The organism is Marinomonas atlantica (assembly GCF_001639725.1).
GTDB classification, from domain to species: domain Bacteria; phylum Pseudomonadota; class Gammaproteobacteria; order Pseudomonadales; family Marinomonadaceae; genus Marinomonas; species Marinomonas atlantica.
This window is the reverse complement of sequence record NZ_LTAW01000008.1, coordinates 71,397-85,595: the sequence shown is the minus strand read 5'-3', so window position 1 is coordinate 85,595 and position 14,199 is coordinate 71,397. Positions and strand designations below refer to the sequence as shown.

Here is a 14,199-nt window from a genome sequence, read left to right as displayed (position 1 = left end):
TTAAGTAGTGCACAATTCAAAGATTATTTCCGTGATTCTTCCTACTTCTAGTTGGTCGAGTGGGTTGTAATTTTCTGGAACACTTCTTGCTTTTTAGAATAATGATAAAAAACCAAAATGAGTAGGAGTTCTACATGTCTAACACAGTTGTAAGAAAAACACTTATTTCTTTGGCAATCGCTGGTGCAGCATTTTCGGCCCAAGCAGATGTTGTCATTGGTGTCGCTGGTCCCCATACAGGTGCGTATGCTGCATTTGGTGAGCAGCTTTGGCGTGGTGCTGAAAAAGCAGCGATGGATATCAATGCCAAAGGTGGAATCAATGGCGAGATGATTAAGCTTGTGAAAGCTGACGATGCGTGTGAACCAAAGCAGGCGGTATCGATTGCCAACCGCTTAGTTGACTCCGATGAAGCGGTAGCTGTTGTTGGGCATTTCTGTTCTTCTTCATCTATACCAGCGTCTACCATCTATGAAGAAGCGGGTGTGCTAATGGTGACGCCAGCATCAACCAACCCTACTTTAACAGAACGCGGTTTACCTAATGTCTTCCGAGTATGTGGTCGTGACGATCAGCAAGGGGATGTGGCTGCGAGCTACATTGTTGACGACTTAGGTGCTAAACGTGTTGCGATTCTGCATGACAAAGATACTTACGGTAAAGGCTTAGCGGATGCAATGAAAGCCACAATGAACTCATATGGTGTCGATGAGGTGCTATATGAAGGTCTAACGCGTGGTGAGAAAGATTTCAATGCAGTAGTCACGAAGATTCGTTCGGTGGATGCTGATGTCGTGTATTTTGGTGGTTTGCATTCGGAAGCAGGTCCGTTAGTTCGTCAAATGCGTGAGCAAGGTTTAACTGCGACCTTTATCTCAGGTGATGGCATTGTATCGGATGAGTTTGTGTCGGTGGCTGGGTCGCCTGAGTACGTGGATGGCGTGCTGATGACATTTGGTGCAGATCCAACCTCTTATGCAGCAGGCAAAGTTGTTGTTGATGAGTTCCGCGAATCTGGCGTTGAGCCAGAAGGTTATGTGATGTACTCCTACACGGCGATGCAAGTCGTTGCCGCTGCGTTAGATGCAACAGAACTGGATCCTATTGCCGCTTCTGATTGGCTTCACGAGAATTCTATTGAAACAGTAATGGGAACTAAAAAGTTTGATGAAAAGGGTGACTTAACTATCTCCGATTACGTTATGTATGAGTGGGATGATAAAGGCAAGTACACCATGCTCAACAACTAATATCACTGGTTGTTGATTAGAGGCGCAGTCCTTGCGCCTCTTACTCTTCTTGTTACAACTCGCTAGAGGTTACTTCGATGGATATCGTTCTACAGCAGTTAGTGAACGGCCTGACACTTGGTTCTGTTTACGGGCTAATCGCAATCGGATATACCATGGTTTACGGCATCATAGGGATGATTAACTTCGCCCATGGTGACGTCTATATGGTATCGAGTTATTTAACCGCCATTGCGATTGCGCTATTTTCTTTTTTTGGTTTGGAGTCGTTCCCAATAATCATTTTCGGGACACTCATTTTTACTATTATCGTAACCGGTGCTTATGGATGGGTAATCGAGCGAGTGGCCTATCGACCACTGCGTAATTCCAGTCGTCTTTCGGTATTAATATCGGCCATCGGTATGTCGCTAATTTTACAAAACTACGTCCAAATCTCTCAAGGTGCTCGTCAGCAGGGGATTCCCACTATGTTGACTGGTGCTATTCGCTTTGATATTGGCGACGGCTTTGTACAAATTACCTATATGAAGTTATTTATTCTATTTGCTGCTTTTTTGGGAATGGGTGTATTAACTTACATCATTCAAAAAACGAAATTGGGTCGCATGTGTCGTGCAACTCAACAAGATCGAAAAATGGCCTCGATCCTTGGTATTAATACCGACCGCGTGATTTCATCTGTATTTGTAATTGGTGCTGCTATGGCTGCGCTTGCGGGCGTGTTGGTAACGTTGGATTACGGTGCCTTCGATTTCTATGTAGGGTTCATTATCGGTATCAAAGCATTTACTGCTGCCGTATTGGGTGGCATCGGTTCATTACCAGGGGCCATGCTAGGTGGTGTAATCCTTGGTTTATCTGAAGCTTTGTTTGCTGGTTTGATCTCTTCAGATTACAAGGATGTGTTCTCTTTCTCATTATTGGTGATCATCTTGATTTTTCGTCCAAGTGGTCTTCTGGGTAAACCTGAAGTGGAGAAAGTCTAATGAGTCAAGAAACTGGAATTAACATAGCCTCCAGCATCAAAGACACTATAATTGCAGGCTTGTTGGCACTCATTGTGTTTGGACCTGTTGTCGGCATATTGTTAGATGGCTACGGATTTGAGACACGTTTTGACGATGTCGCTTGGATAGTAGCCATTGTTATGGCAGGCCGTTTTGCCATCTCTGTTTTCGTGCAAACTGAGGCAGGCAAAAAGTTTATCTATCGTCAATTGATCAAAGAAGATGGCGTGACGGTGACGGCGCCAGACTATAAAAGCAAAATGCGTTATATCATTCCGATTGTGATTATTATTGGCTTGATTGCGCCTTTTATTGCTTCGAAATACGTGCTTACTGTAGTGATCCTCGGATTAATATACGTATTACTTGGGTTAGGTCTGAATATTGTAGTAGGTCTTGCTGGTCTCTTAGACTTGGGTTTTGTTGGCTTCTATGCCATTGGTGCTTATGGCCTAGCATTAGGTTATGAGTACTTAGGGCTTGGGTTTTGGTCAATGTTACCGCTTGCCGCCATTATGGCGGGTGTTGCCGGAGCGATTTTAGGGTTTCCCGTACTACGCATGCATGGTGACTATTTGGCCATTGTGACCTTGGGTTTTGGGGAGATTATTCGTCTTGTATTGACGAACTGGACTGAATTTACCCATGGACCAAATGGTGTGTCTGCACCGCTGCCAACATTGTTCGGATTAGAGTTTAAGCGGCGTTCCCGCGATGGCACCCCGTTCCATGAGTTTTTTGGTTTGTCCTACGACTCTGCATTCAAATACATTTTTATATACTTAGTTCTATTCCTTGTTGTGTTGGCCGTTTTATACGTTAAACATCGCCTCACACGTATGCCAATTGGTCGAGCTTGGGAAGCACTGCGCGAAGATGAAATTGCGTGTCGTTCGCTAGGTTTGAATCACGTGTTGGTTAAACTGTCTGCGTTTACTTTGGGGGCTGCGACAGGGGGAATTGCAGGCGTATTTTTTGCTACGTACCAAGGCTTTGTTAACCCCTCTTCGTTTACGTTTTTCGAATCTGCGCTCATCTTAGCAATTGTTGTCTTAGGTGGCATGGGGTCGACATTAGGTGTAGTGATTGCAGCTTTTGTCTTAACGGTTGCACCTGAGATGCTGCGAGAATTTGCTGACTATCGTGTGTTGATGTTTGGCATCTTGATGGTTGTGATGATGATTTGGAAACCTCGCGGTTTGGTGCGAGTGACTCGTAAAGGGTTTGCGACACGAAAAGGGGTGGTTAAATGAGCCAAGAAAATATATTAGAAATAGAAAACTTGGTGATGCACTTTGGTGGTATCAAGGCCCTAAATGACGTGACCTTTGATATTAAACGAGGTTCTGTATCAGCGTTAATTGGGCCAAACGGCGCAGGAAAGACCACGGTATTTAACTGTTTAACAGGCTTTTATAAAGCAACGGGCGGCGGCATTATGTTGAATGCTGGCGAAAAGCCTACCAGTGTAATCAAAGTCTTGGGTGAAAAATTCAAAGGCTCTGATCTCGTCTCGCCTGCTGCATTTTTAGAGCGCGTAAAATATAAAATGTTTGGTGGCTCTCATCTGGTTAATCGCGCAGGTCTTGCCCGGACTTTTCAAAATATTCGTCTATTCAAAGAAATGTCTGTAGTAGAGAACTTACTGGTAGCGCAGCATATGATTGTTAATCGAAGTATGTTGGCTGGTATTTTAAATACTGAAAGTTATAAAAAGACCGAAGAAGAAGCTTTGCAGCGTGCTTTTTATTGGTTAGAGGTAGTGCATTTGACAGAGTTTGCCAATCGTTTAGCTGGTGAACTGTCGTATGGGCAGCAACGTCGTTTAGAAATTGCGCGGGCAATGTGTACAAACCCTGAAATTATTTGCTTAGACGAGCCTGCGGCGGGTCTTAACCCTTCTGAAACTGAAGCGTTAGCCTCCATGATTCGTGTATTGCGTGATGAGCATAATACAACCGTGCTTTTAATTGAGCATGATATGGGAATGGTGATGAATATCTCTGACTATATTGTGGTGTTAGATCACGGAGAAGTGATTGCCAAAGGTGGGCCTGAAGATATTAAGTCGAACCCGAAAGTTATTGCTGCCTATTTAGGGGCTGAGGAAGGGGAGGACGTTTCATTATGAGTGCATTACTTCAATTCAAGGATGTGGACGTTCATTATGGGCCAATTCAGGCGCTGAAAAAGGTTAACCTTGAAGTCAATCAAGGGGAAATTGTCACCATGATCGGCTCAAACGGTGCAGGTAAGTCCACCTTGCTAATGTCTATTTTTGGTCAGCCTCGTATCAGTGGGGGGCAAATCATTTACCAAGATGAAGATATCTCTCAAAAGTCTGCTCATTACGTTGCGTCGAATGGCTTGGCACAATCACCAGAAGGCCGTCGAATTTTCCCAGGTATGTCCGTAGAAGAAAATTTACTGATGGGGACCATCCCCATTGGTATGGATCATTGTGATGAAGACATGCAGCGCATGTTTGAGTTATTTCCAAGGTTAAAAGAGCGACGTAATCAACGAGCATCGACCATGTCAGGCGGAGAGCAGCAAATGCTGGCGATAGCCCGAGCGTTGATGAGTCGGCCAAAGCTATTATTGCTGGATGAACCCAGTTTAGGATTGGCGCCGATTATCGTGAAGCAAATTTTCCAGATTTTGGCGGATGTTGCGAGTACTGGGATGACGATATTCTTAGTAGAACAAAACGCCAATCATGCTTTAAAGCTTGCTGATCGGGGTTACGTATTAGTCAATGGCGAAATTCGGTTAACCGGGTCTGGTGATGATTTACTGGTGAATCCAGAAGTTCGAGATGCCTACTTGGGTGGTCACTAGAACGAGCTAAGTTGTAAAGCAAAGAGCCGAGCATCACGCTTGGCTCTTTTCGTTAAGCTCTAAATTGCTTACCTGTAATAAGGTCAAGCACTTGAGAGGGCTGGCCTGCGTTACCGAGTGGTGCATCGAAAATCGCATCAAGTGTATCACCGAAATAGTTAATGACTTCTTCTTTCGAGCGCGCAGGATCCAGACCAGCGGGGTTAGCAGAAGTTGATACCAGCACACCTCCGTAAGCAGAGCATAAGTTTTGAACAGGCTCGTGCTGGCTGAGTCGAATGGCAACACCTGGGTGTTGGCCGCGAACCCAATCTGGCGTGATAAGGGTATCAGGAACAACCCAAGACGTTGGGCGATCAGTGACTTCTATTAAGCGCGTAAACATGACGTGTTCGAGGATTTCTTGCCAAGGCTCTAAATGTTGCGCAGCTCCAGAGATCAGAATCAAACCCTTTTCAACTGGACGAGACTTTAGGGTAAGGATGCGTTGCACAGCTGGTTGATTGAACGGGTCACAGCCCAGCCCCCAAACAGCTTCTGTTGGATAAGCAACAACCCCACCGTTACGTAAGATCTCTGCAACTTGTGTTGCATCAGACGTGATCAGCATAGCGGTTCTCCGTTATTTTATAATATACGGAGTGTAAAACTTTCCCAAAAAAACGGCCATAGAATCTATAGCCGCTGTTTCAAAGATTAAGACAGTTTCTCGATTTTTGCTTTAATTTCGACGATTTTGTCTGCGACAACACGCTCTAAGTGATCTAACTCTTTGATAAGGTCTTCTTTGGTTTGCTTATCGTCAAACTCTTGACCTAATAAACGACCTAACTCATCTACTGCGCGCAGAACGACTAAAGAAGGTTCGCTGATCTCGCGGTATTGTTGTTGACCGCCATCTGCCAATACAGTGCGGGTGGCACGACCAAATTTGAATTTCTTGCTCTTTGGTAGTAAAGAGCCTTTTTCTCGACGGTAATAGATCTTCAGAACATCAAAACCACCTTCATAACGTAAGGTATATTTTTCAATATTTTCGAAGCTGTTGATGCCCATCGACTCGAGAGTTGGGTACATAAAGAAATCCTTGTAAATGTGCGGTTGTCAGATTTCTTTATGAAAGTGGATTATTGTCAAAAAAGCAAGAAAAACCAAGATTAACTAACTAAAAACGACACCTTGATTGAGCATGATCTAAGTGTCGTTTGTAACAGCATGAGGTGAATTATTCTTCTTCGCTGTCTGAGTGGTCGATGCCCAGCTCTTTGATTTTACGAGTCAATGTATTTCGACCCCAACCTAGAAGCAATGAAGCATCACGGCGGCGGCCAGCGGTATGAGCTAAAGCGGTTTCAATCATGATACGTTCAAATTTAGGCACAGCTTGTTCTAAAATCCCTTTTTGACCGCTTGCTAATGCACTGTCTACCCAGTTTTTCAATGCGTCTTCCCAAGAGCCATGAGGTCTTTCTGAAGGCGGTGCGTTGAGTAATTCCGGTGGAAGGTCTTCGATTAATACTTCTCGACCGGATGCCATAACGATCAACCAGCGACAGGTATTTTCCAGTTGGCGCACATTTCCAGGCCAATCTAACCGACTCATGTAGTTTTCTGTGTCACTTGTTAACACTTTCGGTTCAACATGCAGCTCATCCGCAGCACGGCTTAAAAAGTGGCGTGCCAGTTTTGGAATGTCTTCGCGACGCTCTGCCAATTTAGGTAGGTGAACGCGGATCACATTCAAACGGTGGAATAAGTCTTCACGGAAAGAGCCTTTTGTGACCAGCCCTTCTAAATCTTGGTGAGTGGCGGCAATGATGCGTACATCTACTTTGACTGGTGTATGACCACCGACTCGGTAAAACTCACCATCAGCTAACACGCGTAATAAACGTGTTTGCGTTTCGGCTGGCATATCACCGATTTCATCTAAGAATAACGTACCGCCGTTGGCTTGTTCAAAACGACCACGACGTTGTGTGTTGGCACCAGTGAAAGCACCTTTTTCATGCCCGAACAGCTCTGACTCAATAAGATCATGTGGTATCGCAGCCATGTTGAGTGCAATAAATGGGCTTGATGCTCTGGGGCTGTGGCGATGTAAGGCTTGGGCAACAAGCTCTTTACCTGTACCAGATTCGCCATTGATGAGTACCGTAATATTGGAGTTTGCTAAGCGTCCGATGGCACGAAACACTTCCTGCATAGCAGGCGCTTCACCTATAATTTCTTTTTCGGCGAGTTGCTCTGCTTCCACAGCTGCTGCAATCGATTCTGGTTTAGATTTGTTATGGTGCAAAATTGCGCGTTTGATCAGACTAACGGCTTCTTCTACATCAAAGGGTTTCGGTAAGTATTCAAAAGCGCCCCCCTGATATGAGGCCACAGCACTTTCCAAATCAGAATGAGCCGTCATGATAATAACTGGGATATAAGGATGTTCTTTTTGTAGCTGACTTAAAAGCGTAAGACCATCCATACCCGGCATTCGGATATCACTAATGATGACGGTTGGTTGCTCTTTACCAATCATATTGGCTAATGCTTCAGCGGATTCGAACAAACGGCATTGGATGCCTTCCTGTTCTAAAGTTTTTTCTAATACCCAGCGAATTGAGCGATCATCATCGACGATCCAAACAGTTTCTTGTTGTGACATGTTTTCCTCCTAGCCTACTGCCGAACTTTCAATCGGTATTAGGATGTTAAATTCGGTACGCTGTGGTTGGCTGTTGCATTCAATAATGCCGTTATGTTGATGAATGACAGATTGTGCAATGGATAAGCCGAGACCGGTGCCATCTGCGCGGCCACTTACCATTGGATAAAACAGCGTTTTTAATAAGTTTTCAGGTATACCTGGACCGTTGTCGACGATGCTGAGTCGACATACGAGACGATGCCTTTTTGCGCCGATGGTGAACTGACGTAAGGTACGGGTGGAGACAGTTATTTGCTTTTGTACATTATCAGATTGCTGGATCAGCGCCTGCATGGCATTACGCATGACATTTAAAACCGATTGAATAAGTTGTGCTTCGTCTCCAATGATGTCGGGAATACTGGGGTCATAGTCACGAATGAGTGTAATCTGACCTTCTGATTCCACAGAAATTAATTGATTAACGCGTTCGATGACACGGTGGATGTTGAGTGGCTTATATTGAGGCAGTTGACGCGGTCCTAATAAGCGGTCGACCAGATCACGTAGACGGTCGGACTCTTCAATAATAACTTGGGTATAATCTTTTAAATCTTCATCGTCGAAAACACGACTAATAAGTTGGGCTGCACCGCGAATACCACCTAGTGGATTTTTTATTTCATGGGCCAGGCCGCGGATCAGTTCTTTGCTGGTTTGATGGTTGGCAATGAGCTCATCTTCTTGAGAAATACGCTTCATCCGGTCTCTTGGATGCAACTCAATCAGTAGACTATCGGTATTATTAAGAGCACCCATAACCGGAGTGACATTGTAGTCACATAGAATCATCTTTCCGGTTGTTAGTGTTACCTCGGCTTCACGTTTTGTAAAAGCATGACCTGATTGAATAGCGGACAGTAAAGCACGACGACTCTCATCATCTTCGCTGAATGCCGCAGCGAGGTCTTGGCCATAGATACGACGTCGACTGACCTCTAGCATCATTTCTGCTGAAGGATTGAGATACTCAATGCTAAGTTCTCTGTTTAGCTGCAGTACCGCAGTGGATAAATGGTCGATCAGTAAGCTGTACACCGGAAGTGCCTCTATAGAATATTTTATTGTGTGATGTTATGCATGCGCTAAAAAGGAACACGGTTAGAGTAATATCACTTTATTAGTGTCTAGCATTGCAAAATACGAACCAACATTGGGCAGAGTTTAATGCCTTTGTTTTTCTAGGTTTATTAATACTATAGTGCTTATTTTTGCACTTAAATGGTGCGTTAATATTTTAATGTTTTTTAGTAGGGCAAAAAAAAGCCCCAACACAGGTCGGGGCTTTTACTGTCAATCTAAGAGCTAGAAGCAGTTATTAAACGCTGTAGTACAGGTCGAACTCAATTGGGTGAGTTGTCATGTTTACAAGGTTAACTTCTTCAGACTTAAGTGCGATGTATGCATCGATCATGTCATCAGAGAATACGCCACCTTCCGTTAGGAAAGCGCGATCTTCGTCTAGACACTTAAGTGCTTCTTCAAGGCTGCTAGCAACTGTTGGAATCAATTTACCTTCTTCTGGTGGAAGATCGTAAAGGTCTTTGTCTGCAGCATCGCCAGGGTGAATCTTGTTCTTGATACCATCAATGCCGGCCATCAACATGGCTGCGAAACATAGGTACGGGTTAGCGGTTGGATCAGCGAAGCGTGCTTCGATACGCTTACCTTTAGGGCTTGAAACGTAAGGAATACGAATAGACGCAGAACGGTTACGAGCTGAGTAGGCTAGCATAACAGGTGCTTCGAAGCCTGGAACAAGACGCTTGTATGAGTTAGTAGAAGCGTTTGCAAAGGCATTGATTGCGCGAGCGTGCTTGATGATACCGCCAATGTAGTAAAGGGCCATATCAGAAAGACCTGCGTATTGATCACCAGCAAATTGGTTTTCGCCGTCTTTCCAGAAAGATTGGTGCACGTGCATACCAGAACCGTTATCACCAACGATAGGCTTAGGCATGAAAGTCGCTGTTTTACCATATGCGTGCGCGACGTTATGTACACAGTACTTCATTACTTGCACTTCGTCGGCTTTTTTAACAAGAGTGTTAAATTTAACACCAATTTCGTTTTGACCAGCCGTCGCTACTTCGTGGTGGTGTACTTCAATCTCTTGACCCATTGCTTCGATAGCGTGACACATTGCCGCACGAATTTCGTGATGAGAGTCAACTGGTGGTACTGGGAAGTAGCCGCCTTTAACACGTGGACGGTGACCCGTGTTGCCGCCTTCGAAAGACTTGTTAGTTGACCAAGCTGCTTCTTCAGAGTTGATTTGTACGCTACAACCTGACATATCAGCATGCCATTTTACGTCGTCAAAGATGAAGAATTCTGGCTCAGGACCAAAGAATGCAGTGTCGCCCATGCCTGTAGATTTAAGGAATTCTTCTGCACGAAGTGCAACAGAACGTGGGTCACGGTCGTAGCCTTGCATTGTTGCTGGCTCAATGATGTTACAACGAACGATAACAGTCGCATCTTCAGTGAAAACATCAAGAATCGCTGTATCATCTTGAGGCATCATGATCATGTCAGATTCGTTGATGCCTTTCCAACCAGCGATAGAAGAACCATCAAACATTTGACCGTTTTCAAAGAATTCTTCGTCTACAGTAGCCGCAGGAATAGTTACGTGTTGCTCTTTACCTTTGAAATCTGTGAAGCGTAGATCAACCCACTTCACGTCATGTTCTGCGATCAAACCAAGAGTGATGTTTGACATGTTTGTTCTCCAATGTTGTTTAATCAAAATTTCTTTCGAATTCAGCGTTGCTTCAAGATGAAGCGTATTTTGCAAAATGTAAAGCATATCCTGTGCCAGAATTTTGGGCAGAAATAAAAATCTTTTAATTTCAGTGGTTTAAGGTATGGGCTGGCTATCAGATGAATATAGGCGCACTTTGTTGAGTCTCTTTTTAAATGTTGTTGCACCAATATGTTGCAATGTTAACTGGCTGTGTGTTTTTTTGGTGCAGTCATTTAGGGTTGGCTTCAGCGCTGTATGCTTTATACTGTGCAGCCTTCAAAATCGACTGTACGAAAAACACACACCCAATGAAATTTATCGTTAAATTCTTTCCAGAAATTACTATTAAAAGCCGCCCTGTACGAAAAGCGTTCGTAAAACAGCTTCGTCACAATATTCGTCTCGTTTTGCGTGATCACGATGATAACGTGACCGTGGCAGGAAACTGGGATTTTATAGAAATTTTCTCTGAACAAGAGGAACAACGTGACGCTTTTGTAGAGTCACTACGCAATATTACCGGTATTGCTCATTTCCAGTACGTGCGAGAATTTCCGTTGACGGATTTAGATGGCATTGTTGAGGAAGCCATAAAATCCTATGGTGAGGAATTAAAAGGTGCTGTGTTTGCGGTACGTGTGAAGCGTGTGGGCAATCATGATTTCTCCTCTGTGGAGGCTGAAAGACACATTGGGGGCACGTTAAAAGCACGCTGTGACGCTTTAGCGGTTCGTTTGAAGAGCCCAGATGTATTGGTACCTATCGATATTCGTGATGATCGTGTGTGGATGATTGAGCAGCGTATTGAGGGCCTAGGCGGCTACCCATTGGGGTCACAAGACGCCGTGCTGTCATTGATCTCTGGCGGTTTTGACTCCACAGTGAGTTCTTATTTGACGATGAGTCGTGGTTTGAAAACACATTTTTGTTTTTTCAATTTAGGGGGCGATGCCCATGAAATTGGAGTGAAGCAAGTGTCTCATTTCTTATGGGACAAATACGGCTCAAAATTGGGTGTAAAATTCATTACGATTCCGTTTGAAGACGTTGTTGGAGAGATTCTCAATAATGTTGATAACGCCGAGATGGGGGTTATCTTGAAACGTATGATGCTGCGCGCGGCGTCTCGCGTCATGGAAGGAGTGAGTGCAAAAGCCTTAGTGACAGGAGAAAGTGTTGCGCAGGTATCGAGTCAAACCCTAATCAATTTAAAAGTCATCGATAATGTCACGGATGAACTGGTGTTGCGTCCGCTAGTGACAATGAATAAACAGGAAATCATTGATAAAGCTAAAGAAATTGGTACAGCGCCGTTTGCTGCCAGCATGCCTGAATTTTGTGGCGTAATTTCTGTTAAGCCCACGACACGTGCCAAAATGCACCGTGTAGAACGCGAAGAGGCGAAGTTTAATTTTGATGTATTAGACAGTGCCGTAAATAACGCTCGCGTTATGTCGATCCAAGATGTGATGGCCGATGTAGACCAGCAGTATCAAGGCGATGTGCCTGTGGTGCGTATGCCCGTTAGTGATGAAGTGATTATTGATATTCGCCATCCAGATGAAGCCGAACGTAACCCAATTAAAGCGTCTGGTCGTCAGATGCTAAACATACCCTTCTTCACATTAGGGAATAAGTGGCCCAGCTTAGATCAAGACGTAACATATCTTTTATACTGCGGAAAAGGCGTTATGAGTCGAATTCATGCTTCTCATCTAATGTCGAAAGGTTATGAAAATGTAGGCGTTTACCTACCGTAGTCGAATTAGAGTGAAAAGATTTATATGTTGTCTAAAAACGCACCTAGATGGTGCGTTTTTTTATGTGTTATTTTTTATTTAATGTCGTCATTGGTTGAATTCATTGTGCGCAAAAATGAACATTTTATGAGTGACAGATCGGTTAAGTGAATAGATAAAATGTGCTTATCATGATTTTTGTCAAGATGGCTATTTGATAGCACGATACACTCCTATCCTTATTTTTTACTAAATTAGTAGGGATACAAATGACTTATACGCAACAGGGGCAAGAGCGTATATTGGATAAGAGCTCCAATATACTGTCACTGACAAAGCTCGATAGTACAATCACCTACATTAATGAAGAATTCGAACACATCAGTGGATTCAATTCTCAAGATTTGCTTGACCATCATCATAATATTATTCGACATTCTGATATGCCCAAAGTGGCATTTTCTGACATGTGGCAACATTTACAACAAAAGCAATCGTGGATGGGGATTGTTAAAAACCGATGTAAAGATGGTAGCTATTACTGGGTAGACGCTTATGCGAGTCCTGTTATGGCAGATGGACAAGTAGTTGAGTATCAATCTGTTCGTCGAGCGCCGGAAGTCGAGGTGAAACAACGTGCCGAAAAACTTTACTCTAGTCTAAACTCAGTCTCTCATCCCGAGAAAAAATTACCTAGAAAGTCTTTCTTATCGTTTCCAGTTCGTTGCTTGATGATTTTTGTTAGTTACTTTTTACTGTCAAACCTCATCGCTCAACAATTCGATGCGAGTACTACTTGGCTGGCTAATACTGCCTTGTTTTTAGTGATGCTAGGTTTGCTGTGGCTGGTATACCAGCCGTTAGCGACCGCAATTAAAAAATCCCGCCAGGTGTGTGATTCGGAGCTTGCTGCGTATATCTATACAGGGCGAACGGATGAAGCGGGTATTATTCGATTGGCTTTGACGAAGCTGCGAGGTGAAACTGCCGCTGTGGCGGGTCGTATCAGTAGTTTCTCGTTAATGTTGCGCGATAAGCAGACTCAAGTTTGCGCCAGTGTGCAGTCCAGTGAGCGTGCGTTAGATGAACTATCAAAAGATTTTAGCTCGATTGAACGAGCGACGGATGAAATGGTGGCCGCGGTAGAGGAAGTTGCTCAGGCTACGCAAGACGGCACTCGTGTTACGGAAGCTGCATTTGATACTATGTCTGACGGTCAAAAAGCGATTGTTACGGCGCGTGATGCAATGGATACTGTTCGTACCCATATTAGTCAAGCGAATGATGAGCTTGCTCGATTGCGCATTGATAGTGAAGCTATCAGTTCGGTTGTAGAGGTTATTCAAGAAGTAGCTGAACAAACTAATCTTCTTGCACTTAATGCAGCGATTGAAGCAGCGCGGGCAGGCGAACAAGGACGTGGCTTTGCTGTGGTTGCAGATGAAGTTCGTAGTTTAGCTACTCGAACGTATAAATCTACGGAAGATATTGTTAGTGCGATTGAGAGGGTGCAGTCAGGCTCAAATGCTGCATGTGCGAAAATGGAGTCTGCTGTGATGGCCGTGGAGCGAACTCACGAAGAGTCAATGAATGTTGATATTGCAGTAACAAGAGTTCGTGAAGGTTTGGATCAAATTCATCAAAATGCATTGCAAACAGCGGTAGCGATGAATCAGCAAAGTGAAACAGCGATGCAAATTAATCAACGGATTGCGAATGCAGTGACCGTAACGGCCGGAATTGTTGAAAAATGTCGAGATAATTCCGGAGCTTGTGACGAGCTGTTTGTGTTGTCGGAGAAAATGGAGGGTATTGCCCAACAGTTCTGGCATCAGGTCACGGTACCTAAGAGCTAATTCTACGATCATTACGTGAGATTTGCGCGATGGACTTTTTTTGTCTTTTTTCG

The 14,199-nt window shown here is 44.1% G+C and carries 12 protein-coding genes; 7 read left to right on the top strand and 5 right to left on the bottom strand.

Going from position 1 to position 14,199, the window contains the following annotated elements; translation table 11 throughout:
* Positions 1-134 precede the first annotated feature (134 nt).
* The 5 genes from AYW75_RS14845 to AYW75_RS14825 all read left to right on the top strand — a co-directional run bounded on the left by AYW75_RS14845 (position 135) and on the right by AYW75_RS14825 (position 5,101).
* Positions 135-1,250 (top strand): branched-chain amino acid ABC transporter substrate-binding protein, encoded by a 1,116-nt coding sequence (locus tag AYW75_RS14845; protein ID WP_067100988.1) that lies wholly within the window; start codon positions 135-137, stop codon positions 1,248-1,250.
* 77 nt (positions 1,251-1,327) lie between these two features.
* Positions 1,328-2,239 carry an ABC transporter permease subunit gene (locus tag AYW75_RS14840; RefSeq protein ID WP_067100985.1) on the top strand — a complete coding sequence of 304 codons (912 nt, stop codon included), beginning with the start codon at positions 1,328-1,330 and terminating at the stop codon, positions 2,237-2,239.
* A complete protein-coding gene (livM, locus tag AYW75_RS14835; RefSeq protein WP_067100982.1) occupies positions 2,239-3,513 on the top strand; it encodes a high-affinity branched-chain amino acid ABC transporter permease LivM in 1,275 nt (424 codons plus the stop codon). The genes AYW75_RS14840 and livM overlap by 1 nt, the downstream gene beginning before the upstream one ends.
* Positions 3,510-4,391 carry an ABC transporter ATP-binding protein gene (locus tag AYW75_RS14830; RefSeq protein WP_067100979.1) on the top strand — a complete coding sequence of 294 codons (882 nt, stop codon included), beginning with the start codon at positions 3,510-3,512 and terminating at the stop codon, positions 4,389-4,391. The genes livM and AYW75_RS14830 overlap by 4 nt, the downstream gene beginning before the upstream one ends.
* The gene (locus AYW75_RS14825; protein WP_067100976.1) at positions 4,388-5,101 is read left to right on the top strand and encodes an ABC transporter ATP-binding protein; all 714 of its coding nucleotides are present in this window, start codon (positions 4,388-4,390) and stop codon (positions 5,099-5,101) included. The genes AYW75_RS14830 and AYW75_RS14825 overlap by 4 nt, the downstream gene beginning before the upstream one ends.
* A 52-nt stretch (positions 5,102-5,153) precedes the next feature.
* Here AYW75_RS14825 and AYW75_RS14820 read toward each other — a convergent pair whose 3' ends face one another.
* From AYW75_RS14820 to glnA, 5 genes are all read right to left on the bottom strand, one after another.
* Positions 5,154-5,711 (bottom strand): L-threonylcarbamoyladenylate synthase, encoded by a 558-nt coding sequence (locus AYW75_RS14820; RefSeq protein WP_197478964.1) that lies wholly within the window; start codon positions 5,709-5,711, stop codon positions 5,154-5,156.
* Between the two features lie 86 nt (positions 5,712-5,797).
* Positions 5,798-6,178 (bottom strand): DUF3461 family protein, encoded by a 381-nt coding sequence (locus tag AYW75_RS14815; RefSeq protein WP_067100973.1) that lies wholly within the window; start codon positions 6,176-6,178, stop codon positions 5,798-5,800.
* A 148-nt stretch (positions 6,179-6,326) separates the two neighbouring features.
* On the bottom strand, positions 6,327-7,760 hold the full coding sequence (gene ntrC, locus AYW75_RS14810) for a nitrogen regulation protein NR(I) (protein WP_067100970.1): 1,434 nt from the start codon (positions 7,758-7,760) through the stop codon (positions 6,327-6,329).
* Between the two features lie 9 nt (positions 7,761-7,769).
* Positions 7,770-8,840, bottom strand: a complete 1,071-nt coding sequence (gene glnL / locus AYW75_RS14805; protein ID WP_082856551.1) for a nitrogen regulation protein NR(II) — start codon at positions 8,838-8,840, stop codon at positions 7,770-7,772.
* Positions 8,841-9,120: 280 nt separating this feature from the next.
* Positions 9,121-10,527 (bottom strand): glutamate--ammonia ligase, encoded by a 1,407-nt coding sequence (glnA, locus tag AYW75_RS14800; protein WP_067101140.1) that lies wholly within the window; start codon positions 10,525-10,527, stop codon positions 9,121-9,123.
* 332 nt (positions 10,528-10,859) lie between these two features.
* On the opposite strand from glnA, the gene thiI reads away from it, so the two are divergent.
* Positions 10,860-12,311, top strand: coding sequence for a tRNA uracil 4-sulfurtransferase ThiI (thiI, locus tag AYW75_RS14795; protein ID WP_067101137.1), 1,452 nt, complete (start codon positions 10,860-10,862; stop codon positions 12,309-12,311).
* Between the two features lie 248 nt (positions 12,312-12,559).
* Positions 12,560-14,146 (top strand): methyl-accepting chemotaxis protein, encoded by a 1,587-nt coding sequence (locus tag AYW75_RS14790; protein ID WP_067100964.1) that lies wholly within the window; start codon positions 12,560-12,562, stop codon positions 14,144-14,146.
* Positions 14,147-14,199: the final 53 nt, after the last annotated feature.

Coding starts and splice junctions, on each gene's coding strand:
- livM (WP_067100982.1), top strand. CDS start 2,239: ATGAGTCAAGAAACTGGAATTAACATAGCCTCCAGCATCAAAGACACT.
- glnA (WP_067101140.1), bottom strand. CDS start 10,527: ATGTCAAACATCACTCTTGGTTTGATCGCAGAACATGACGTGAAGTGG.
- AYW75_RS14820 (WP_197478964.1), bottom strand. CDS start 5,711: ATGCTGATCACGTCTGATGCAACACAAGTTGCAGAGATCTTACGTAAC.
- AYW75_RS14790 (WP_067100964.1), top strand. CDS start 12,560: ATGACTTATACGCAACAGGGGCAAGAGCGTATATTGGATAAGAGCTCC.
- AYW75_RS14825 (WP_067100976.1), top strand. CDS start 4,388: ATGAGTGCATTACTTCAATTCAAGGATGTGGACGTTCATTATGGGCCA.
- AYW75_RS14840 (WP_067100985.1), top strand. CDS start 1,328: ATGGATATCGTTCTACAGCAGTTAGTGAACGGCCTGACACTTGGTTCT.
- ntrC (WP_067100970.1), bottom strand. CDS start 7,760: ATGTCACAACAAGAAACTGTTTGGATCGTCGATGATGATCGCTCAATT.
- thiI (WP_067101137.1), top strand. CDS start 10,860: ATGAAATTTATCGTTAAATTCTTTCCAGAAATTACTATTAAAAGCCGC.
- AYW75_RS14845 (WP_067100988.1), top strand. CDS start 135: ATGTCTAACACAGTTGTAAGAAAAACACTTATTTCTTTGGCAATCGCT.
- AYW75_RS14830 (WP_067100979.1), top strand. CDS start 3,510: ATGAGCCAAGAAAATATATTAGAAATAGAAAACTTGGTGATGCACTTT.
- AYW75_RS14815 (WP_067100973.1), bottom strand. CDS start 6,178: ATGTACCCAACTCTCGAGTCGATGGGCATCAACAGCTTCGAAAATATT.